Origin of the sequence: Trinickia sp., assembly GCF_051954495.1 — a bacterium.
Taxonomy (GTDB): Bacteria; Pseudomonadota; Gammaproteobacteria; order Burkholderiales; family Burkholderiaceae; genus Trinickia.
Genome location: NZ_JBQCHR010000024.1, coordinates 13,212 through 34,239, shown reverse-complemented (window position 1 = coordinate 34,239; position 21,028 = coordinate 13,212). Strand labels below are relative to the sequence as shown.

Genomic DNA, 21,028 nt, shown 5'->3' with positions numbered 1-21,028 from the left:
CAATCAGCGGCGTCGGAACATCGTGTCGTCCGCGCCGGTGGGTCTGTCAGCGTTTTCCTACGCGCGTTGGCACGCCGCGCCCGAGGGGCCTCGGTGCAGGCGGCGATAGTGCGCCGGCGTCAGGGCGAACGCGCGTTTGAACGCGGCGCCGAAATGCGACTGGTGGGAGAAGCCGCAGGCCAGGGCGATGTCGGCCAAGGGCAGGCGGGAGGCGGCAAGCAGGCTGCGCGCCGCCTGTAGCCGGTGCTCGGTGAGATAAGCGTGCGGGGTCATGCCGATCGCCGCCGTGAAGCCGCGCAGGAACGCGAGGGTCGATTGGCCGGTCATGGCGGCCAATTCGTCCACGGCGAGGGGCTGGCCGAATTCGTCGGCGATGCGGTCGAGGACGCCGCCGTAGCGCTGCCGATCGCGGCCTTCGTACGCCGTTTGGCCGCTGGCCGGCGCAAGGGCGCGCGAGACGAGGCGCCAGGCGAGGTCGGCCAGTCTTGCGTCGTCGCGGACCGGTGCGACGAGCAGCCGTCGCAGCGCGCGCGCCAGCGCGAACGCTTCCCGTGCGCCGGCGATGCAAACTCGCGTTTGGCCAACCGCCTGGCCGGGCATGACCTCGAGATCCGTCCCCATGAGCCGCAGGACGAGGTATTCGCCGCCGCGGGCCGATTCCGAGAACACATCCATCCCGGCCGGGGTGACCGCCAGCGTGCCGGGCCAGCGATCGTACGCCTCGCGCCGGTCCGACGCGATCGAATGGACACCTGTTTGCCGCTCGAGCGCGACACCGATCGACGGTGCATGCGCCGGGTCGCGCGCACTGTACGGCGCGCGCGGCAACAATTGCAGCGCGATGCCTCCGCCCACGACGACATGGGGCGCTTCGGTGGGTGGGCCGGCGAGATCGCCGGGATGAGCGTCCACGGTGAAATTTCTCGATATACGGAGCGGCACGTCGAAGGCAACATCCGGACACATGAAAACGAATGTCAGGAGGCATCGACGATGCGAACGATCGGCTTGATCGGCGGCATGAGCTGGGAGTCTTCCGCCGAATACTATCGAATCCTAAACGAAGCGGCGCGCGAGCGGTTGGGCCCGCTGCGCTCGATGCAAATCCTGATGTACAGCGTCGACTTCGGCCCGATCGAAGCGGCGCAGCGGGAGAACCGGTGGAACGACGCCGCGCAGGTCCTGCAGAACGCCGCGAGGCGCCTTCAAGCGGGCGGCGCCGACTGCATCGTGCTGTGCACGAATACGATGCACAAGGTGGCCGATGCGGTCGCCTCCAGCGTCTCGACCCCGTTTCTGCACATCGGCGATTCGCTTGGTCAAGCGTGCCTGCGCGGCGGCTGGCGGCGCGTGGGCCTGCTAGGCACCGGCTTCACGATGCGCGAGCCGTTTCTCGTCGACTACGTTCGCGAGCGCTTCGGGGTAGAGATGTTCACGCCGGACGAGGCGCAACGCGATCTCGTCCACCGCGTCATTTACGAGGAGCTTTGCGCGGGCATCATCAGCGATGCGTCACGCCACGCATATGTCGAAGTCATCCATTCGCTGGCGGCGCGCGGTGCGCAGGCCGTCGTGCTCGGCTGCACCGAAATCGGCTTGCTGATAAGCGAGCGCGATAGCCCGCTGCCGGTCCTCGACACCACGCGGTTGCACGCATTGGCGGCGTTCGATTTTGCTCTCGACGAGCGCCCGCCCGGGTAACGCTTGCGGGCGGCCCAGTTCGCCATCGATGGACGACGCGGTGCCGATTGGCAATAATGGCGTGCTCCGCGCCCATTTTGCCGCGCCCTTCGTTGCCGTTTTCCGATGCAAAAGCCCATACTCGCCCTGACCTACGATCAAATCGATCAATGGATCGCCTCGCTGCAGCCGGAGTTGGCCGGGGAAGGGTTCGCGTGCGCCGTCGGCATCCTGCGCGGAGGCGGGCCGCTCGCGCTGATGGTTTCGCACGCGGTTGGCGTTCCGGCCGCGTTCCTGCGCTACGAACGCGCCACGCGAGCGGTCGCATGGGATTCGTCGATTCCTCTGCCGCCCCCGGGCAGCAAAGTGCTCGTATGCGAGGACATCGCAGGCGCCGGAAACACGCTCGACGATTGCATCGCGTTCCTGCTCGCCCACGGCCTCGAGGTGAAGACGCTCGTGGCCGGCTTCGACGATCTCAGCCGCATTCACCCGGACTACGGGCTCGATGCACGCGGCTACTTCGTGTTGTTCCCGTGGGAGCGCCACGCCTACACCGATGCCTACCGCGACGCCTGGCGGCGCACTCGCGCGGGCACGCACGGTCTCATCGGCGAAGACCATGAGTTCGCCGTCTATGCGATCGATTTGGATGGCATTCTCTTGCCCGACGTACCGTCGTCGCACTACGAGGCCGACTTGGCCGCGGCGCTGGCGGAACGCGACGCGCTCGTTCCGTTCGAGCGGCTGCCCGGCGTCGACATCGAGCGGGCCAAGGCGATCGTCACCGGCCGGCCCGAGATGGATCGCTCGCGTACTGCGGATTGGCTCGTCCGCCATGGCTTCGATCGTCCGCAGCTCGTGATGCGCGATCCCTCGCGCCACGGCGACAGGCCCCACGAAGTGGCCGCATACAAAGCGCAGGCGGCGCTGGCGCTGGCGTGCACGCATTTCGTCGAAAGCGATCCGGTGCAGGCGATCCATATCGCTCAACGGGCGCCGCTCTTGCGCGTGATCTGGTGGAACGCGGCCGACGGCGCGGGCCAGCTCGTGTCGTCGCATCGGTGGGGTGTCGACGCCGTCGAAGCGGCCGGCTCGAGCGTGGTTCAGACCGGCTGAGCGCTTGCCTTCGTTCGCTTCGTATTTCCGCTTAAGCCCACCCTTCCAAACGCAGCGTCGAGCGCACGAGCCGCTGCTCTTCCTGTTCGATTTCGCGCAAGCCTTCGACGTTGCTGCGGATATGCTCGCTGGCGGCGCGACGCGCTTGTTCGGGTAGTCGCCCCACGACGGCGTTGTAGAGCCGCGCATGTTGCCGGTCGATCTGGCGTTTATGCGGCGCTCGGTGATACAGATTGTTGACCGATGCGAAGACCGAACTGAGCAGCAGATCGGTCAGCGAGCGAAGCGTATGCACGAGCACGGGGTTGTGCGAGGCCTCGCAAATCGCCAAATGGAATGCATAGTCGAGCCGAGCGAGCGTTGCCGGATCCTTGCTCTCGCTTTCCGCATGAACCATCTCTTCATACCGGCGCGTGATCAGCAGGAAATCCGCCGGCGTGCCGCGCAGCGCCGCTAGGCGCGCCGATTCGGCTTCGAGCATGCCACGCACTTCGAACAAGTCGTATAGCGTACGCGGCTGCGAGGCCAGCAAATGCATCATCGGCATCGTTTGCTCGCGTGGAGTCAACCGGGCCACGAACGAACCGCGACCATGCTGCGTTTCGATGACGCGGCGCGCACGCAGCAGCTGAAGCCCTTCGCGCAGGGCCGCGCGGGAGACGCCGAGCTTTTCCGTCAAGCGGCGCTCGGAAGGCAACGCTTGCCCCTCCTTGAACACGCCGTCGACGATGAGCCGTTCGATGCGCTCGGCAACGGCGTCGGCGACATGGCGCCCGGGCGTCAAAAGATCGTCATTCATGCTGGTCAGACCACTTTGAATCATTGCGTCATGGCGCTAGCTTAGCTTCTTTCTCGCAGCCTTTGCTGGCATTCGCAGGCAGGGGGTGGAAAACCCTTATCAAAAACTGGTCTGACCTCTATCCGGGTACATGGACAGAGGGCCGCGGGCCATGAACAATCGCGTCAGCCGCGAACCTGCCGCCGCATGTTCGCGATGCACCGTTTGCAGAAGGAACCGCGGATGAGCTTCACATATGACGAAACGATCGACGGCGAACTCATGCCGGTCGATCGCGGTGCGCTGATCGCAGCGCTGCAGGCGTTGTCCCCCGAATTGGAAGTCCTGCACGAAGCCGAAGATCTGCGACCGTTCGAATGCGACGGGCTAGCGGCCTACCGCAGCGTGCCGCTTTGCGTTGTTTTGCCGAGCACCGTCGAACAAGTGCGCGACGTGCTCAAGCTCGCGGCCGCACGCGGCGTGCCGGTGGTTGCGCGCGGCGCCGGTACGGGGCTCTCCGGCGGGGCCATGCCGCTCGAGAAGGGCATCTTGCTCGTGATGGCGAAGTTCAACCGCATCCTCTCGCTCGATCCCATCGCCGGCACGGCGCGCGTGCAGCCGGGTGTGCGCAACCTGGCGATCTCGCAAGCGGCCGCGCCGCACGGGCTTTATTACGCACCCGACCCGTCGTCGCAGATCGCTTGCTCGATCGGCGGCAACGTGGCCGAGAACGCGGGCGGCGTGCACTGCTTGAAATACGGTCTGACGGTGCACAACATCCTGAAAGCGGATGTGCTCACGATCGACGGCGAGTGGCTCGCGTTCGGCGGCGAATCGCTCGACAGTCCGGGGTTCGACCTACTCGCGCTGTTGACCGGCTCCGAAGGTATGCTGGGCATCGTCGTCGAGGTCACGGTCAAATTGCTGCCCAAGCCGCAGTGCGCGAAAGTGCTGATGGCGAGCTTCGACGACGTCGAAAAGGCCGGCCATGCGGTGGCGGGCATCATCGGCGCGGGCATCATCCCGGGCGGGCTCGAGATGATGGACAACCTCGCGATCCGCGCGGCCGAGGACTTCATCCATGCAGGCTATCCGGTCGACGCGCAAGCGATCTTGCTCTGCGAACTCGATGGTGTGGAGAGCGACGTCGACGAGGACATTGCGCGCGTTCGCGCGCTGCTCGCGCAAGCCGGCTGCTCCGAGGTGCGCGTCGCCGACGACGAAGCGCAGCGCCTACGCTTTTGGGCTGGGCGCAAGAACGCATTCCCGGCCGTGGGGCGCATTTCGCCCGATTACTACTGCATGGACGGCACCATCCCGCGTCGCCAGCTGGCGCACGTTCTGCGGGGGATCGCGGCCCTCGGCGAAGAATATGGGTTGCAGGTCGCGAACGTCTTTCACGCGGGCGACGGCAACATGCATCCGCTGATTCTGTTCGACGCAAATCGGCCCGGCGAGCTCGATCGGGCCGAAGCGCTCGGGGGCAAGATTCTCGAGCTATGTGTGGAAGTAGGCGGAAGCATTACGGGCGAGCACGGCGTGGGGCGCGAGAAGATCAACCAAATGTGCGTGCAGTTCACGCCCGACGAGATCGCGTTTTTTCATTCCGTGAAGGCGGCGTTCGATCCGTCGGGATTGCTCAACCCCGGGAAAAACATTCCGACGCTGCATCGTTGCGCCGAGTTCGGCGCCATGCATATTCACCACGGCCAACTCTCGTTTCCGCATCTGGAGCGCTTCTGATGCCACGTGTTTTCGAGCCGGCCGATCGAAGCGCCGCGTTGATCGAACAAGTACGCGAGGCAATCGCCGCCCGCACGCCGCTGCGCATTCGCGGCGGGGATACGAAGGCGTTTCTCGGGCGCCCCATCGAGGCTCGCTCGCTCGATACGCGCGCTCATTGCGGCATCGTCAGCTACGACCCGACCGAGCTCGTCGTGACGGTGCGCGCCGGCACGACGCTCGCTGAACTCGATGCCGTGCTCGACGAGGCGGGGCAGATGCTGCCTTGCGAATCGCCCGCATTCGACGGTGACGCAACCGTCGGGGGCATGGTCGCCGCGGGGCTTTCGGGGCCGCGTCGACCATGGGCGGGTGCTGTCCGCGACTTCGTTCTCGGTTGCCGCGTGGTGACGGGGCAGGGCAAGCACCTGCGGTTCGGCGGCGAGGTGATGAAGAACGTCGCCGGCTACGACGTTTCGCGGTTGCTTGCCGGCAGCTTCGGCTGTCTCGGGCTTATTACGGAGGTGTCGCTGAAGGTATTGCCCAAGCCTCGCGCCGTACTGGACATCGCCCTGGAAATGTCCGCCGACGACATGGTGCGCAAACTCGTGCAATGGCGCGACGCCGGCTTGCCGGTGACAGGCGCCTGTCATGCGGGCGGCGTCCTGCACCTTCGGCTCGAAGGCGGCGAGGGCTCGATCCGCGCCGCGCAGGCGGCGCTCGGCGGAGAGCGAGGGGACGGCTCGTTCTGGCGGGCGCTGCGCGAAAGGTCGCTGCCGTTTTTTAGCGATCCTCGGCCGCTCTGGCGTGTGTCGGTAGCCGTCGGCGCGCCGCTCGCGCCTATGCCGGGCGACGCGCTGCTCGACTGGGGCGGCGCTCAGCGGTGGATCAAGACCGAGGCGAGCGCCGCGGCCGTGCGTGAGATGGCCGCCGGCCTGGGCGGGCACGCGACCTGTTTCGCGCCGAGCCTCACGAGCGATCCTTTTCACCCGCTGCCCGATCCTTTGCTGCGCTTGCACCAGCGACTGAAAGCGCAGCTCGATCCACTGGGCATCTTCAACCCGGGCCGCCTTTACGCGGCGCTTTAAGCGCCGTCGGCGCCGACGAATCTTCGATCGATGCAAACCTCTCTTAGCGAACAAGCCCGCGCATTGCCCCGCGCGGACGAAGCCGAATCGATCTTGCGCGCTTGCGTGCACTGCGGCTTTTGCAACGCCACCTGCCCGACCTATCAACTGCTCGGAAACGAGCTCGATGGGCCGCGCGGACGCATCTACCTGATCAAGCAGGTGCTCGAAGGCGCGCCGGTGACGGACAAGACGCAAGCGCACTTGGATCGCTGCCTCAGTTGCCGCAACTGCGAAACGACGTGTCCGTCGGGCGTGCGCTACCACTCGCTGCTCGACATTGGTCGCGCGGAGGTGGAGCGGCGCGCACCGAGGCCGGCGGCGCAGCGCTTGCTCCGTGGCGCATTGCGGCGCGTCGTGCCGGAGCCGCACCGGTTCGGGCCGTTGCTCGGCGCGGGGCGTTTGCTGCGTCCCATGCTGCCGCCCAGCCTGCGCGAAAAAATCCCGGCGGCCGCGCCGCCCGCCGCCGGGGCTCGTCCCGCGCCGCGGCACACGCGGCGCGTACTGATGCTCGAAGGATGCGTGCAACCGGCGCTCTCGCCGAACACCAATGCCGCTGCGGCCCGCGTGTTAGACCGGCTGGGCATCAGCGTCGTGCCCGCCGAGCGGGCCGGCTGTTGCGGTGCGACCGAGTACCACTTGAATGCGCAGGACGACGGACTTGCGCGCGCCCGGCGCAACATCGACGCCTGGTGGCCCGCCGTGGCGGCGGGCGCGGAAGCGATCGTCCTCACGGCCAGTGGCTGCGGCGCGTTCGTCAAGGAATACGGGCACTTGCTGCGGCACGATCCCGCCTATGCGGAAAAGGCCGAACGCATCAGCGCGCTTGCGCGCGACCTCGTCGAAGTGATCGATCGCGAACCGCTTGACGCTTTGCACAAAAGCGAGTCGCGGCGCGTGGCCGTGCACTGCCCGTGCACGCTGCAGCATGCTCAGAAGCTAGGCGGAGCTATCGAATCGCTGATGATGCGATTCGGTTTCGAGCTTACCCCCGTGGCCGATTCGCATCTATGCTGTGGTTCGGCGGGGACGTATTCGATTACCGAGCCGATGCTCGCGCGACAGCTTCGAGACAACAAGCTCGACGCCCTGGAGGCGGGTCAGCCCGACGTGATCGTCACGGCCAATATCGGGTGCCAAGCACATCTGAACGGCGCAGGCCGTACGCCGGTGCGGCATTGGATCGAACTCGTCGACAGGCTGCTCGGCGCTTGACGCTTTCACCATTTTCGACCTCGAGAGATCTCACGATGCAAACGAAACCTGTACTTGGATTGGAAGAAATCGACAAGATCGTCGCCGCCGCGCGCGCTGAAGCGCAGAAGCATGGCTGGGCGGTCGTGATCTCGGTCGTCGACGACGGCGGCCATCCGCTCGCGCTCGTTCGGCTCGACGGCGCCTCGCCCGCGAGCGCCTACATCGCAACCGAAAAGGCGCGCACCTCGGCGCTGGGCCGGCGCGAGTCGAAAGCCTACGAGGATATGATCAACGGCGGCCGCACGGCGTTTCTGAGCGCGCCGCTCGCCGGCACCCTGGAGGGCGCCGTGCCGGTGCTCGTCGATGGGCACGTCGTCGGCGCCGTCGGCGTGTCGGGCGTCAAATCGGAGCAAGATGCGCAAGTGGCTAAGGCCGGCGCCCACAGCATCGGGGCGTGAGCCCCTAGGCACGCACCTCGCAATGCAGCCAACGCAACCCGTGAAGCTTAGGCAACCCATGAAACCCAGGCAACGATAACCGCAGGCACCGCATCATGAACATGACCGACCACCACGGGCTGCGCGTCGACACGGCGCTCAGCCAATTCATCGAGCGCGAGGCGCTGCCCGGCACCGGCGTCGACGCGCAAGCGTTTTGGCAAGGGTTCGCCGCTATTGTGCGAGACCTCGCGCCCAAGAACCGCGCTCTGCTCGCCGAGCGCGACCGGCTGCAAACGGCGCTCGACGAATGGCACCGTTCGCACCCCGGCCCCGTGCGCGATCTGCGCGCCTATCGGGCATTTCTCGAAGAGATCGGCTATCTCGTCGCGGCCCCGAACGGCGTCAAAGTCAGCACGGCGGGCGTCGACAGTGAAATCGCCGAGCAAGCCGGCCCGCAGCTCGTCGTGCCGCTGTCGAACGCGCGCTACGCGCTGAACGCCGCCAATGCGCGGTGGGGCAGCCTTTACGACGCGCTGTACGGCACCGATGCGCTGCCGGAGGATGACGGCGCCGCGCGCGCAGGCGGCTACAACGCCGTGCGCGGGGCGCGCGTCATCGACTACGCGCGCGCGTTTCTCGACCGCACCGTGCCGCTCGCGGGGGCATCGCACCGCGATGCGACGGGCTATGCCGTGCAGGACGGACGCCTCATCGTTCGTACAAAGACCGGGGAAGCGAGCCTTGCGACGCCCGCGCAGTTCGTCGGCTATCAAGGCGAGCCGGATGCGCCGTCCGCTGTCCTGCTGAAGCAAAACGGCCTGCACATCGAGATTCAGATCGATGCGAACGCGCCGATCGGCAAAACGGACGCCGCGCACGTGAACGACGTGGTGCTCGAGGCGGCCGTCACGACGATCATCGACTGCGAGGATTCGGTCGCGGCCGTCGATGCGCAGGACAAGGTCGCCCTCTACCGCAATTGGCTTGGGCTCATGCAAGGCACGCTCGTGGAGGAGGTCGCCAAGAACGGCAAGACTTTCACGCGGCGGCTGAACGACGACCGCGTCTACCGCGCGGCGGACGGGAGCACCCTGACGCTGCACGGGCGCTCGCTGCTGTTCGTGCGCAACGTCGGTCACCTGATGACGTCCGGCGCGGTGCTCGACCACGACGGCCATGAAATTCCCGAGGGCATCCTCGACGCCGTCGTCACGACCTTGTGCGCGCTGCACGACCGTCAGAACCGGCGCAATTCGCGCACGGGCGCCGTCTATATCGTCAAGCCGAAGATGCACGGGCCGGCCGAGGCCGCGTTCGCCGACGAACTCTTCAGCCGCGTCGAAAGCCTTTACGGGTTGCCGGCGCAGACGATCAAGATGGGCATCATGGACGAAGAGCGGCGCACGAGCGTGAACCTCGCGGCCTCGATTGCGGCAGCTTCGGGACGCGTCGCCTTCATCAACACGGGCTTTCTCGATCGCACGGGCGACGAAATGCACTCGGCGATGCAAGCCGGGCCGATGCTGCGCAAGGGCGACATGAAAAGTTCGGCGTGGATCGCCGCCTACGAGCGCAACAACGTGCTGGTCGGCCTCGCCTGCGGGCTGCGCGGGCGCGCGCAAATCGGCAAAGGCATGTGGGCCATGCCCGATCTCATGCATGCGATGCTCGAGCAAAATGGCGCGCAGCTTCGCGCCGGCGCCAATACCGCATGGGTGCCCTCGCCCACAGCCGCGACGCTGCACGCGTTGCATTATCACGAGGTGGACGTTCAGGCCGTTCAGCAGCAGCTGGAGCGGATCGACTACGCGCTCGAGCGCGATGCGCTGCTCGACGGCCTGCTGACCGTGCCCGTGGTCGAGCAGGCGCAATGGTCCCTTGACGACATCGCCCGCGAAGTCGAAAACAACGCGCAAGGCATTCTCGGCTATGTCGTGCGCTGGATCGAGCAGGGCGTCGGCTGCTCGAAGGTGCCCGACATTCACGACGTTGGATTGATGGAGGATCGCGCGACGCTGCGCATTTCGAGTCAGCACATCGCCAATTGGCTGCGCCACGGCGTCGTGACGCCCGAATTCGTCCGGCAGACGTTCGAGCGCATGGCGGCGGTCGTCGACCAGCAAAACGCCGGCGACCCGAACTACCGGCCGATGGCGCCGAATTTTGCCGCCTCGTTCGCGTTCAAGGCCGCATGCGCGCTTGCGTTCGAAGGTGAGACGCAGCCGAGCGGCTACACCGAGCCGTTGCTGCATCGATTCCGGCTCGAGTTCAAGCGTCACTTGGCGGGAGGATAGGAGGAAGGCCGGTGCGCCGCCTTTAGGGGGGAGGGCGGTGCGCCGGCTGCGTCGGACCGATAGACGCGAAGGTTGGCGATAGCCCCTGCCGGCGATATCAAGCCGAGCAATACAACGATTATCTAGGAGACAACACATGAATCCAACCGTGGCGTTACCGCCCGGAACGGTGTTCGCGCAGCCGCTGACACCGGTCGGCAATTCGCTTTTTCTATCTTTCGTCGTCGCGGCGCTGCCGATCGCGGTCGCGCTCGTCATGCTGGGCGTGTTGCGCCGGCCCGCATGGCAAGCTTCGCTGGCCGGCCTGATCACCGGTCTCATCATCGCGATCGCGGCGTGGGGCATGCCCGCCGGCTTGGCTCTCGACGCAGTCGGCGCCGGCATGGCGCTCGCACTCGTTCCCGTGATGTGGATCGTCTTCAACGCGTTGCTGCTCTATAACATCGCGGTGAAGACCGGCCGGTTCGATCAATTCCGGCAATGGATGCTCGACCACTTGCCCGACGACCGGCGGCTCGTGCTGCTCGTCGTGGCATTCTCGTTCGGCTGCTTGCTCGAAGGGATCTCCGGCTTCGGGACCCCGGTGGCCATTACCAGCGCGCTGTTGATCGCGCTAGGCTTTCCGGCGATCGAGGCGCTCACCTTCACGTTGATCTTCAACACGGCGCCGGTGGCGTTCGGCGCGCTCGGCGTGCCGATCACGGTGCTTGGCGCGGTCACGTCGCTGCCTCCGGTGACGCTCGGCGCGATGGTCGGCCGCCAACTGCCGTTCTTCGCGCTGCTGCTGCCGTTCTACGTCGTCGGGGTCTACGGCGGCGTACGCTCGATCGGCAAGCTGTGGCCCGCGCTGCTCGTGTCGGGCGGCAGCTTCGCGCTTGCACAGTTCGTCACGTCGAACTATCTCAGCTATCAGTTGACCGACGTGCTGTCGTCGCTGACTTCGCTGATCGTGACGATCGCCTTCCTGAAGGTGTGGCGCCCCGCGCCCGACCCGCAGTTCGCGATCGCGCGCGGCGCGGACACGATGGTCGGCGTGGGCGCTGCGCGCCAGCGGGCCGGCTGGGGCGGCTGGCTGCCGTGGCTCGTCGTTTCGGTGATCGTCATCTTCTGGGTGCACGCGAATGTTGCGATGATCGGCGATGTGAAGATCAAGTGGCCGGGGCTGCACAACGCCGTGTATGTGTCGCTTTATCACAAGCCGTATGCGGCGATTTGGGACTTCCAGCCGCTCGGCACTGGTACGGCGATCCTGCTCTCCGCCATCATCACGGCTGCGTGGTCGCGGATGGGCGTGGGCGAGTTCTTCTCTTGCATCGGGGCCACGTGGCGGCAAACGCGCATCGCCATCGTCACCGTGATGATGATCGTCGGCCTAGCGTACTTGTTGAATTACTCGGGCATGAGCTACACGCTCGGCACCGGTGTCGCCTCCACGGGCGCGCTGTTCCCGCTCGTGTCGGCTACGCTCGGGTGGATTGCCGTGTTCTTGTCGGGCAGCGATACGTCGGGCAACGCGCTATTCGGCAATCTGCAGGTGGTCGCGGCTCGCCAGCTGGGATTCGACCCGGTGCTGATGGCCGCGACGAACTCGTCGGGCGGCGTGATGGGCAAGATGATCTCGCCGCAGAACATCGCTACGGGCGTCTCGACCACCGACCTAAAAGGGCAGGAAGGCGTCGTCTTTGCACGCACGTTTTGGCATAGCGTCTTCTTGACCCTGTTGCTCGGCGTGCTCGTGTTCCTGCAGCAGCACGTGCTGACTTGGATGATTCCAGTCTTGCCGAAGTAGGGAGCGTGGGGCGCCACGCTCCCCCTCGATCCTCGCACGCACCAGCGAGGCGCCCTAGCGGCGCCTCGCGTTCGAGCGCTAAATCGACGGCATTTAGCCGGCGGCGGGTGCATCTTCCATGACGGGCATGCTGCGCATCGGCCGAACACGTGCCGTCATGCGCTTGAACAGGTAGTCGGGTTCGGCATCGCCGAAGTGGCGAACCCGCGCCGTCAGCGCCGATTCCTCGGTACTGGACCAGTAAAGATCGGTTTCGTCGAACGACTCGCGGATCGTCTGGTACGCGACATTCAGCTCGCGCCTAGCGGGCAGATAAAAGTCTTTATGGCCGTCCTTTTCGTAACCGGCGGCGAAGCGAGCCGCGTCGTGGTCGTGCGCACGCTTGCGGCAGTTGACGAGATCGCGTGTGTTGGCGGCGCCGTAGTCATGGGAGTGCGCGCCATCCTCCGTCGTCCCCATGGGGCCCCACGAGATATCGACCGCCTCGTCCTCGGCGAAAATCAGAAAGCGCGGCTGGGTGCCCTCGTAGTCGGGCATGATCCCCGCATAGACGCCGCCTTGTCCTTCCCAATACGTTCCGATTTTAGGTGCATCGGCGAGTCTCACGCCGTTGGTGGTGTCGATCACGATCGTTTCTCTCCTCGAGTTGCCCGCCGCCGCTCGCGGGCCGGATGGTCGGCTAGACCGATCATGGCGCGTCGGCCGTCATCGTGGTTCGATGCGGCGGGCTTCTAGGACGCTCGGCAACGCGCGTCATTGGTACGAGGGGAGCAAGCAGCGCAAGCGCGTCTTCGCACATCGGGCGCGGCATTTTCCTGGACAGGCAGCGCGGCGGCCGTGACTATCAAATGTTAGGGGTGATTGCCGACATAGCCAGGCACGATCCCTGCGTAGACGCACCCATGGCCGCGCCAATGGTCGCCGAGCGCGGGCACACTGTTTGCCGATGCGCGAGTGGTAGACCCGATCAGCCGTTCGTACTCCTAAATGCCGCACGAACGCAAAACATCGGCTGATCGCACCTTCGTTCGCCGACGGCACGGCTCGCCGTCGTGTGCCTTTCGCAGTGAGAACCAGAGAACGGCGATACGGCGAGTCGTGCGACACGCATCTTGGCCCGATTCGCCCAAAAGGGCAGATTTGTCTAAACTTTCAGGACGAATGGCCGTTAGTCGTTAGTACGAGCACTTATTCTTGACGCGCGAATGCCGCAGCGGCAGTCGCGCACGCACGGGCCAGGGCATGCCACACGAGCCGTCATGTTTAGCCGCCGTACCTGCCGCGAATCGCTCGGATGCTTCGCGCAAGGGCGCCAGGTTCGCGCGCCGCATCTACGTGCTGCGGCTTTTCGGCTTTGGCGCCGGTTTCTTCCCCTTGTTGCTATTGCTGCAGTCGCAGCATGCGCGCACGTCGGTCGTGTTGGCCGTCGCCGCCGTCTGTTTCCTGTGGCCACATCTCGCTTTTCTGCATGTGCGCAATGCGCCCGAGCCGCTCGCCCGCGAACGCTGGAACTTCATGATCGATTCGGTCCACGGCGGCTGGTTCATCGCGGCCGTGCACTTCGCCCCGATCGCGACGATCGTCGTCTTTCTGATGTTCGCCATCGACAACATGGCCGCGGGGGGATGGCGGCTGTTCGGCGCTGGTCTCCTGGCGACGGCGCTCGGCGTCGGCGCGGGCGTGCTCGTCTTCGGGCCCCAAGTCGCCCATACGATGGCGCTCCACACCGCATATGCGTGGGTGCCCGTCGTCCTTGGCTATCCCCTCGTGCTGGCGAAGACGACGTACGACGTCTACATGAAGCTCACGGAGCGTTCGAGCCGGCTGCGCGAGCTTAGCGAGCGCGACAGCCTCACCGGCTTGTCCAATCGCATGTCGATTGCGTCGAAGCTGCAAACGGTGATGACGCGCGCGCACGGCATCGACGTCCTGTTCATCGATCTCGACGCATTCAAGACGGTCAACGACGCACTCGGGCACAACGTGGGCGATCGGCTCCTGATCGAAGTGGCCGCGCGGCTCGCGGCTTGCGCCGGTCATGACGACCTGGTTGCGCGATACGGCGGCGACGAGTTCGTCATCGTCAGCGAAACGCGCAGCGGCGCGGGCGGCCATCATCAACTTGCCGACGCCGTGCTCGCGGCGCTTACGGCGCCGATCGTCGTGGGCGAACACGAACTCGTCGTCGGAGCGAGCATCGGCATCAGCGTGTTTCCCGAAGACGGGGCCGACGCGGAATCGCTGATTCGCGCGGCCGATATGGCGATGTACGCGGCCAAGAACCGCGGTCGCAACGGGTACGTCTTCTATCGGCATCGTATGCGCAGCGATGCCGATGCGCGCCTCAAATTGTCGGGGCGTCTCAGAAAGGCAATCGAAAACGGCGCGTTGCATTTGAGCTACCAGCCGCAGGTGGACATGCGCACGGGCGAAGTGCGCGGCGTGGAAGCGCTCGCGCGCTGGCACGACGAGGATTACGGATTCGTGAGTCCCGTGGATTTCGTCGCGGTCGCGGAGGCGTCGGGACTTGTTTCGCAGCTAGGCGAATGGGTGCTGCGCGCGGCTTGCGAGCAATTTGCGTTATGGCGCGAATTGCAAGTCAAGGCGGTTCCGATCTCGGTGAACGTTTCGCCGTTGCAATTGCAGCGCGCCGACATCATGAGGTCGTTCCAGCGCATCATCGACGAAACGGGGATGGACCCGACGATGTTGGAACTCGAAGTGACGGAAACGGCGCTGATGAAGAATCCCGAAGCCTCGGCGCGCCGGCTCGCGGAGTTTCGCCGGATCGGAATGCGCGTGGCCATCGACGACTTCGGCATGGGCTACTCGAGCCTCGGGCAATTACGCACGTTGCCAGTCGATCGGATCAAGATCGACCGAGCCTTCGTCCGGGGGATCGGTTCGGGCGATTCGGGCGCCATTGCGACGGCCATCGTCACGCTGGCCAAAGCCTTCGAACTTTCCGTCATCGCGGAAGGGGTCGAGACGCAAGCGCAACGCGCATTTCTCATGGGGCTCGGCTGCGTCGATGCCCAGGGCTTTCTATTCAGCAAGCCGCTCGACGCCGATGCGGCAACGCGTCTCTTGCTGCAGGGCTCGACCCTGCCGATTCCACCTAGATCCGAGCGAAGCGGTCCGCGCCGCAGTGTAGCGGCTTGACCCCGGGCACACGCGGCTTAGCTGCAGCGCACGAGCACATCGTCCATGCGGGATCAGACGGGTGCATTGGCCGACGGACGCAGCAGTCCCCGCAAAGCGCCGTGCGCGCCGCGCCGGCGCAAAAGCGCGGTATCGTGTCGGCTTGCCGTGCGAAAGTAAGAAAATACGAGAGGGCGAGCGCGCCGGGCGCTCGCCGTTCGCCGGGCTTTTTCCATTTCGTTTCGTGACCACCGATCCCAATCAATTCGTTTTTCCCACCGTTACTTGGCGCGACGACGCTGGCGAGCACAGCGCGCGCTGGCGCTCGGAGGCCGCTGTGCCGGCGCCCAAGCGCATCGTGCCGGCGGACGACCGCACGAGCGCCGATGCGGCCTATCGATTGGCCTCTGAGGGCACCGCGCTGCTTTGGCGCGGCGACTTTCAAAACGCACGGCAGCTGCTTCAGGCCATGACGCGAAGGATCGAGCGCAAGCCCCGCAAGCAGCCCGCGTCACCGATCGACGCTTTCAACGCCCATCGTCAGGCGCAGGCGCAACGCGCGCGCACGCTGGGCATGCTGTTGATTCCGCTCGAGGCCGACTATTCGATCGCATTGCGGCGCGCGCCCGAGGTCAAGGACGCTTGCCGCGAGGTGTACGGCGAAGCGGCGCAGGGCGCGCAGGCGTCCGTCGTTTCGCTAAGGGAGCTGCTCGGGCTCATCGGCGCACACGAATGGCGCAAAAAGGGCGTCGAGATCGGCGCGCTCGGCGCGCGCATTCATCCCCACTATGGCGTGTTCTCTCCGGTGCGAGGCGAATACGTCGATCTCGTCGCGCGCGCGCCGCTGCCTACGCACACACTCGCTTTCGATATCGGCGCGGGCACGGGCGTGCTGGCGGCGTTGCTCGCCAAGCGCGGCGTGGCGCGCGTGGTCGCGACCGACACCGATGCACGCGCGCTTGCCTGTGCAAGGGAGAACGTCGCTCGACTCGGCTTGAGCGGCCAGGTTCAGGTCATCGAGGCCGATCTCTTTCCGCCCGGCCGCGCCCCGCTCGTCGTATGCAATCCGCCATGGCTGCCCGCGCGGCCGAGTTCGCCGATCGAGCGCGCCGTGTACGATCCCGCGAGCGGGATGCTACGTGGATTTCTCGACGGCTTGGCCGCGCATCTCGAGCCGCGCGGCGAAGGGTGGTTGATCTTGTCGGATTTTGCCGAGCATTTGGGGTTGCGTTCGCGCGACGCGTTGCTGGCGATGATCGATGCGGCCGGGCTGAAAGTGATCGCGCGGGACGATATCCGGCCGGTACATCCGAAGGCCGTGGACCCGTCCGATCCGCTGCACCGGGCCCGTGCGGCCGAGGTGACGTCGCTATGGCGGCTCGGCGCGAAGTGAAATGATACGAACGTCGGTCGGGCGCCTCAACCCGGATAGGCTTCGTCCACCTTCAATCCGGCCAGCTTGAAGATCACGCGCAGCGTTTGCGGCCGGATCTCACGGCGCGACGCGAGCGTCGTGAGGATGAAGTCCATCACCTTCGCATACTTGAGCAGGGTGAGGAGCGCTTCGAGGCCGGCGTCGGAGTCGCGCATCGTTTCGGCTAGGCGCAGCATTTCCACGGAAATGTCGCGCGCCATCTCGAGTTCGAGTTGCTGCTTTTCCGACCAGCCCGTCGGCGGCGTAAGGAGGTTGGCGAGCATCGCTTGAAACTTCTGCTCGGCGTCTCCGTTGGGTATCGTAGCCATTGCTGTCGTCCTCGTCCTTTCGTCCACTTCGCCTGCGGGCCCCTCTCGGGCGCTCGGGACGACCGTGCGGCGTAACGTTACGTAACGTCGACGGTCTTGCGAGCGTTCCTTCGCGCCGGCGGCGCCGTGTGGCGCCGGGTTTTGCCGCCGCGCGTCGGATGTCGGAAAAACGCGTCCGGGCGTCGATGCATAAACTGTTCCCGCGCGCGCTTTTTCGGCGTCGTTGCGCTTTTCGGTAAACTGACGCGATTGTTCTTGGGCTTCTGTAGGCTGTCGCACGTTGGAGGCGACTTGTCTGGGAGCCGTCCCACTATGTCCGCCAAGACTTACGATATTCGCCCCGACCAATCGATCGAGCTGCTCAAGGAGCTGCATATCCTGACGCGCGACGGCAAGATGAACCAAGACAGCCGTCGCAAGCTCAAGCAGGTCTACCACCTGTTTCAGTTCATCGAGCCGCTGCTCGAGGACGTTATGCGCGATCGCGGGGGCGTCACGCTCGTCGATCACGGCGCGGGCAAGTCCTACCTTGGTTTTATCCTCTACGATCTTTTTTTCAAGGCATTACCGCGCGATACCGGATCTCGAATTTTCGGGATCGAGACACGCGCCGAACTGGTCGAGAAGTCGACGGCGCTGGCGGCCCGGCTCGGCTTCGAGGCGATGTCGTTTTTGAACGTATCCGTGGCCGATTCCATCGACTCCGCGAAGCTGCCCGATACCGTGGACGTCGTGACGGCGCTGCACGCCTGCGATACGGCCACCGATGACGCCATTCGCTTCGCCCTGGAAAAGCACGCACGGCATATCGTGCTCGTGCCGTGTTGTCAGGCCGAGGTGGCGGGCGTGCTACGGCGCAACAAGGGTAAATCGCTTGCCAGCGCGCTCACTGAAATTTATCGGCATCCGCTCCATACGCGCGAATTCGGCAGTCAAATCACGAACGTGCTTCGCTGTTTGCAACTCGAGGCGCATGGCTATCAGGTGTCGGTGACCGAACTCGTTGGCTGGGAGCACTCGATGAAGAACGAGCTCATCGTCGCGCAGTACAAAGACTTGCCCCGACGGCGCCCCGCCGAGCGCCTGACCGAAGTGCTCGACACCTTCGGCCTCGACGCGTTGCGCGAGCGATTCTTCACGCCCGCCGCCTAGTCGCGCGGCGCTTGTTCCCGCATCCATGCCCGCCAGCCTTCATGGCCCAGGCGGCGCATTGTCTCTTGATTGCGCTCGTAGATCTCGGCCGCATCGGGGAACGCTTGCGTGGCTCGCTCGACGCTCGATTCGCGCAGCAGGTGCAAGATGGGGTAGGGCGCTCGGTTCGTGTAGTTTTCGACGTCGCCAGGCTCCGTATCCGCGAATTGATAATGCGGATGGAAACTCGCGATCTGCAGCTCGCCCGTGAGTCGCATTTGCGCGAGTAGGCGTTCGGCGAAAAACAGCGTGTCGTTGAATTCGAGGAAGTCGGCGAACGCCCGCGGAAAGATCAAGAGCGTCGTATCGACCGAGTCGGGATCGGTGTCGACGAGCGTGCGCAACTCCGTTTCGAGCGCCGCCAGCATGCCCTCGACATCGCTCGTTTCGCTGACGACGTACCGGATCTGGTCCTTCGTATGGACGCCTTTTGCGAACGGGCAGAGATTGAGCCCGATCACCGCCCGCACAAGCCAATGGCGTGTCGCGGCCAGCACGGCTTCATGATCGATCGGTTCGGGCTGCTCAGAGGCGCGAGGCTGGGGCATGGCGATGGGTCAGGCGTTCGGGCGGCGAGGCGGCGGGTAGAGGCGCACGTCAAAGGGGGCATTTTACGCGCCTGCATTTTGCGAGCACGCGCTCGCCACGAGTTGCGCGGCGACGCGCGGCGCCGATTGGATCGGCCCGCACCCGGGGCCGTAGGTCTGACTGGCCGCATAGACGCCTTCGATCAGCAAGGCGAGCGCGTCGGCGAGCGCCGCCGGATCGTCCGCGCCCGCGGCCGTCGTGAGGGCCGTGAGCCGCTCGATGAGCTGCGCTTTGTTGCGCGCCACGATCTGCCGTGCCGGGTGCGACGGATCGGGAAATTCCGCGGCCACATTCACGAACGGGCAGCCGCGATACCCCTCGCGCGAGGCGCGATATCTCAGATCTTCGAAATATTGCGCGATTTGGCGCACCGGCTGGCCGGGGTGCTGGTCGATGCTGTGGTCGAAGTAGCTGAAAAAGCAGTCGTTCGCCTGCTCCAAGTAGGCGACGATGAGCTCGTCCTTCGATGCGAACTGCCGGTATAGGCTCATCTTGTTGACGCCGGCCCGCTCGACCACCGCATCGACGCCGACCGCGCGCACCCCTTCTTGATAGAACAGTTCACCGGCCGCGCGCAGCAGCAATTGCTGGGCTGTCGCGCCGGCGGTATGCGTGCGCGTGCGTGCGGCGGCTGCTTTCGCCCTGGAGCCTCGGGCGCGCGGAACATCGGTGTGTCGGTCAGTCATGGTGAAGTGTCCGGATACGGCACACGGCGATGAACCACGCGCGAACGCCCGGTCCCGCCGGTCCTACGAAGGTGTACGACTTGACATGTTACTGACCGGTAACTAGCATTGCAACTCTGATTTGTGACAGGTTGGTCACAACAACGGCGGGCATTGGGCGGAAACGGCGCTCGGTGCACCGACATAATCGCTTACCACGCGCGTTCGCAAGCGGTGCGCGCGTCAACGGGAGTGCCGATGAACTGGATTGCAAGAACAATAAGCGGGCGCGCGCATTACGGGTGGGTCGTCGCGGCGGTCGTATTCCTGGTGCTGCTGGCCGCGGCGGGGACGCGTGCGACGCCGAGCGTGATGATGGTGCCCCTCGAACATCAATTCGGGTGGAGCCGTGCAACGATTTCGCTCGCTATTTCGGTCAATATCGCGCTCTACGGCCTCACCGGTCCGTTCGCGGCCGCGTCGATGCAGCGCTTCGGCGTACGGCCCACCCTGATGACGGCGCTGGCGGTCATGGGCGGCGGCGTGGCGCTTTCGTCGATGATGACGGCGCCATGGCAAATGATCCTCATTTGGGGCGTGATGGTGGGCGGGGCCACCGGCGTGGCGGCGCTCACGCTCTCCGCCACCGTCGTCAACCGCTGGTTCTCGCAGCGGCGCGGGCTCGTCATGGGCATCCTGACGGCCAGTTCGGCCACCGGCCAGCTCGTGTTCCTGCCGATGCTCGCGGCGGTGGCCGAGCACCACGGGTGGCGGCCCGTGGTGCTGATCGTCGCGGTCGTGGCCGCTCTCGTATTGCCGCTCGTGCTGTTCCTGTTGCCGGAGCGGCCGGCGAGCGTTGGATTGCGTCCGTACGGCGAGCCCGATGATGCGCCGCGCGCCGAAACGCAGGCGGCGCAGAATCCTCTCGCGATCGCGTTCGGCACGCTGGCCTCGGCCAGCAAGAACCGCGATTTCTGGCTGCTTTTCTTCAGCTTCTTCATCTGCGGCGCCAGCACGAACGGCTACGTCGGCACTCACCTTATCGCGATGTGCGGCGATTACGGCCTCAGCGAAGTGCAGGGCGCATCGCTGCTGGCCGCCATGGGGATCTTCGATCTGTTCGGCACGACGCTTTCGGGCTGGCTCTCCGACCGCTTCAACAGCCGCGTGCTGCTGTTCTGGTATTACGGTCTGCGCGGGCTGTCGCTGATCTATCTGCCTTATGCGTTCGGCTTCGACTTCTTCGGGTTGCCGCTGTTCGCCGTGTTCTACGGGCTCGATTGGATCGCGACGGTGCCGCCTACGGTGCGCTTGACCACCGACGTCTTCGGCAAGGATTCGGCGCCCGTCGTGTTCGGCTGGGTCGTGGCCGGCCATCAGCTCGGCGCCGCATTCGCCGCGTACGGCGCCGGGTTGCTGCGCTCTAGCCTTGGCACGTACACGGTGGCCTCGATGATCTCGGGCGGGCTATGTCTGATCGGCGCGGTGCTCGTGCTGCGGATTCACCGGCGCGGGGCGGTGGGCGGCGTGTCGGCCACGGCCGTTTGACTTGAG

The 21,028-nt window shown here is 65.4% G+C and carries 18 protein-coding genes; 12 read left to right on the top strand and 6 right to left on the bottom strand.

Annotation, left to right across the window (positions count from 1 at the left end):
* Positions 1 to 57 precede the first annotated feature (57 nt).
* Positions 58 to 912, bottom strand: coding sequence for a helix-turn-helix domain-containing protein (locus ACTHNR_RS03155; RefSeq protein WP_440546004.1), 855 nt, complete (start codon positions 910 to 912; stop codon positions 58 to 60).
* A gap of 81 nt (positions 913 to 993) precedes the next feature.
* Between ACTHNR_RS03155 and ACTHNR_RS03150 the strand changes: the two genes are divergently transcribed.
* Together ACTHNR_RS03150 and ACTHNR_RS03145 are read left to right on the top strand one after the other, a co-directional pair.
* Positions 994 to 1,701, top strand: a complete 708-nt coding sequence (locus tag ACTHNR_RS03150) for an aspartate/glutamate racemase family protein (protein ID WP_440546003.1) — start codon at positions 994 to 996, stop codon at positions 1,699 to 1,701.
* Between the two features lie 105 nt (positions 1,702 to 1,806).
* Positions 1,807 to 2,799, top strand: coding sequence for a phosphoribosyltransferase (locus tag ACTHNR_RS03145; protein WP_440546002.1), 993 nt, complete (start codon positions 1,807 to 1,809; stop codon positions 2,797 to 2,799).
* Between the two features lie 31 nt (positions 2,800 to 2,830).
* Here the strand turns inward: ACTHNR_RS03145 and glcC are convergent, their stop codons facing one another.
* The gene (gene glcC / locus ACTHNR_RS03140) at positions 2,831 to 3,598 is read right to left on the bottom strand and encodes a transcriptional regulator GlcC (protein ID WP_440546001.1); all 768 of its coding nucleotides are present in this window, start codon (positions 3,596 to 3,598) and stop codon (positions 2,831 to 2,833) included.
* A 222-nt stretch (positions 3,599 to 3,820) separates the two neighbouring features.
* On the opposite strand from glcC, the gene glcD reads away from it, so the two are divergent.
* The 6 genes from glcD to ACTHNR_RS03110 all read left to right on the top strand — a co-directional run bounded on the left by glcD (position 3,821) and on the right by ACTHNR_RS03110 (position 12,146).
* Positions 3,821 to 5,320 carry a glycolate oxidase subunit GlcD gene (gene glcD, locus ACTHNR_RS03135; protein WP_440545999.1) on the top strand — a complete coding sequence of 500 codons (1,500 nt, stop codon included), beginning with the start codon at positions 3,821 to 3,823 and terminating at the stop codon, positions 5,318 to 5,320.
* A complete protein-coding gene (gene glcE, locus ACTHNR_RS03130) occupies positions 5,320 to 6,387 on the top strand; it encodes a glycolate oxidase subunit GlcE (RefSeq protein WP_440545998.1) in 1,068 nt (355 codons plus the stop codon). The genes glcD and glcE overlap by 1 nt, the downstream gene beginning before the upstream one ends.
* Positions 6,388 to 6,417: 30 nt before the next feature.
* Positions 6,418 to 7,641, top strand: coding sequence for a glycolate oxidase subunit GlcF (glcF, locus tag ACTHNR_RS03125; protein ID WP_440545997.1), 1,224 nt, complete (start codon positions 6,418 to 6,420; stop codon positions 7,639 to 7,641).
* 35 nt (positions 7,642 to 7,676) lie between these two features.
* The gene (locus ACTHNR_RS03120) at positions 7,677 to 8,081 is read left to right on the top strand and encodes a heme-binding protein (protein ID WP_440545996.1); all 405 of its coding nucleotides are present in this window, start codon (positions 7,677 to 7,679) and stop codon (positions 8,079 to 8,081) included.
* A 101-nt stretch (positions 8,082 to 8,182) separates the two neighbouring features.
* Positions 8,183 to 10,357 carry a malate synthase G gene (locus ACTHNR_RS03115; protein ID WP_440546092.1) on the top strand — a complete coding sequence of 725 codons (2,175 nt, stop codon included), beginning with the start codon at positions 8,183 to 8,185 and terminating at the stop codon, positions 10,355 to 10,357.
* 136 nt (positions 10,358 to 10,493) lie between these two features.
* Positions 10,494 to 12,146 (top strand): L-lactate permease, encoded by a 1,653-nt coding sequence (locus ACTHNR_RS03110; RefSeq protein ID WP_440545995.1) that lies wholly within the window; start codon positions 10,494 to 10,496, stop codon positions 12,144 to 12,146.
* Between the two features lie 93 nt (positions 12,147 to 12,239).
* Here the strand turns inward: ACTHNR_RS03110 and ACTHNR_RS03105 are convergent, their stop codons facing one another.
* Positions 12,240 to 12,773 (bottom strand): hypothetical protein, encoded by a 534-nt coding sequence (locus ACTHNR_RS03105; protein WP_440545994.1) that lies wholly within the window; start codon positions 12,771 to 12,773, stop codon positions 12,240 to 12,242.
* Positions 12,774 to 13,388: 615 nt separating this feature from the next.
* Here ACTHNR_RS03105 and ACTHNR_RS03100 point away from each other — a divergent pair.
* Complete coding sequence (locus ACTHNR_RS03100) at positions 13,389 to 15,308, top strand: putative bifunctional diguanylate cyclase/phosphodiesterase (RefSeq protein ID WP_440545993.1); 1,920 nt, start codon at positions 13,389 to 13,391, stop codon at positions 15,306 to 15,308.
* Positions 15,309 to 15,531: 223 nt separating this feature from the next.
* Positions 15,532 to 16,680, top strand: a complete 1,149-nt coding sequence (locus ACTHNR_RS03095) for a methyltransferase (protein WP_440545992.1) — start codon at positions 15,532 to 15,534, stop codon at positions 16,678 to 16,680.
* A 26-nt stretch (positions 16,681 to 16,706) separates the two neighbouring features.
* Here the strand turns inward: ACTHNR_RS03095 and ACTHNR_RS03090 are convergent, their stop codons facing one another.
* Positions 16,707 to 17,030 carry a DNA-binding protein gene (locus ACTHNR_RS03090; protein WP_440545991.1) on the bottom strand — a complete coding sequence of 108 codons (324 nt, stop codon included), beginning with the start codon at positions 17,028 to 17,030 and terminating at the stop codon, positions 16,707 to 16,709.
* 312 nt (positions 17,031 to 17,342) lie between these two features.
* Here ACTHNR_RS03090 and ACTHNR_RS03085 point away from each other — a divergent pair, with 312 nt between their 5' ends.
* On the top strand, positions 17,343 to 18,182 hold the full coding sequence (locus ACTHNR_RS03085; protein WP_440545990.1) for a class I SAM-dependent methyltransferase: 840 nt from the start codon (positions 17,343 to 17,345) through the stop codon (positions 18,180 to 18,182).
* Here ACTHNR_RS03085 and ACTHNR_RS03080 read toward each other — a convergent pair.
* Together ACTHNR_RS03080 and ACTHNR_RS03075 are read right to left on the bottom strand one after the other, a co-directional pair.
* Positions 18,179 to 18,769, bottom strand: coding sequence for a DUF1415 domain-containing protein (locus ACTHNR_RS03080; protein ID WP_440545989.1), 591 nt, complete (start codon positions 18,767 to 18,769; stop codon positions 18,179 to 18,181). The two genes, ACTHNR_RS03085 and ACTHNR_RS03080, sit on opposite strands and share 4 nt — an antisense overlap.
* Positions 18,770 to 18,832: 63 nt before the next feature.
* Positions 18,833 to 19,495 (bottom strand): TetR/AcrR family transcriptional regulator, encoded by a 663-nt coding sequence (locus tag ACTHNR_RS03075; RefSeq protein ID WP_440545988.1) that lies wholly within the window; start codon positions 19,493 to 19,495, stop codon positions 18,833 to 18,835.
* Positions 19,496 to 19,732: 237 nt separating this feature from the next.
* Between ACTHNR_RS03075 and ACTHNR_RS03070 the strand changes: the two genes are divergently transcribed.
* Complete coding sequence (locus ACTHNR_RS03070) at positions 19,733 to 21,022, top strand: MFS transporter (RefSeq protein WP_440545987.1); 1,290 nt, start codon at positions 19,733 to 19,735, stop codon at positions 21,020 to 21,022.
* Positions 21,023 to 21,028 lie beyond the last annotated feature (6 nt).

What these genes read in the sequence shown, in the direction of transcription:
- ACTHNR_RS03145 (WP_440546002.1), top strand. Translation starts at nt 1,807, where the DNA reads ATGCAAAAGCCCATACTCGCCCTGACCTACGATCAAATCGATCAATGG.
- ACTHNR_RS03115 (WP_440546092.1), top strand. Translation starts at nt 8,183, where the DNA reads ATGACCGACCACCACGGGCTGCGCGTCGACACGGCGCTCAGCCAATTC.
- ACTHNR_RS03150 (WP_440546003.1), top strand. Translation starts at nt 994, where the DNA reads ATGCGAACGATCGGCTTGATCGGCGGCATGAGCTGGGAGTCTTCCGCC.
- ACTHNR_RS03110 (WP_440545995.1), top strand. Translation starts at nt 10,494, where the DNA reads ATGAATCCAACCGTGGCGTTACCGCCCGGAACGGTGTTCGCGCAGCCG.
- ACTHNR_RS03120 (WP_440545996.1), top strand. Translation starts at nt 7,677, where the DNA reads ATGCAAACGAAACCTGTACTTGGATTGGAAGAAATCGACAAGATCGTC.
- glcE (WP_440545998.1), top strand. Translation starts at nt 5,320, where the DNA reads ATGCCACGTGTTTTCGAGCCGGCCGATCGAAGCGCCGCGTTGATCGAA.
- ACTHNR_RS03075 (WP_440545988.1), bottom strand. Translation starts at nt 19,495, where the DNA reads ATGACTGACCGACACACCGATGTTCCGCGCGCCCGAGGCTCCAGGGCG.
- glcD (WP_440545999.1), top strand. Translation starts at nt 3,821, where the DNA reads ATGAGCTTCACATATGACGAAACGATCGACGGCGAACTCATGCCGGTC.
- ACTHNR_RS03085 (WP_440545990.1), top strand. Translation starts at nt 17,343, where the DNA reads ATGTCCGCCAAGACTTACGATATTCGCCCCGACCAATCGATCGAGCTG.
- ACTHNR_RS03080 (WP_440545989.1), bottom strand. Translation starts at nt 18,769, where the DNA reads ATGCCCCAGCCTCGCGCCTCTGAGCAGCCCGAACCGATCGATCATGAA.
- ACTHNR_RS03100 (WP_440545993.1), top strand. Translation starts at nt 13,389, where the DNA reads ATGCCACACGAGCCGTCATGTTTAGCCGCCGTACCTGCCGCGAATCGC.
- ACTHNR_RS03070 (WP_440545987.1), top strand. Translation starts at nt 19,733, where the DNA reads ATGAACTGGATTGCAAGAACAATAAGCGGGCGCGCGCATTACGGGTGG.
- glcF (WP_440545997.1), top strand. Translation starts at nt 6,418, where the DNA reads ATGCAAACCTCTCTTAGCGAACAAGCCCGCGCATTGCCCCGCGCGGAC.
- glcC (WP_440546001.1), bottom strand. Translation starts at nt 3,598, where the DNA reads ATGAATGACGATCTTTTGACGCCCGGGCGCCATGTCGCCGACGCCGTT.
- ACTHNR_RS03090 (WP_440545991.1), bottom strand. Translation starts at nt 17,030, where the DNA reads ATGGCTACGATACCCAACGGAGACGCCGAGCAGAAGTTTCAAGCGATG.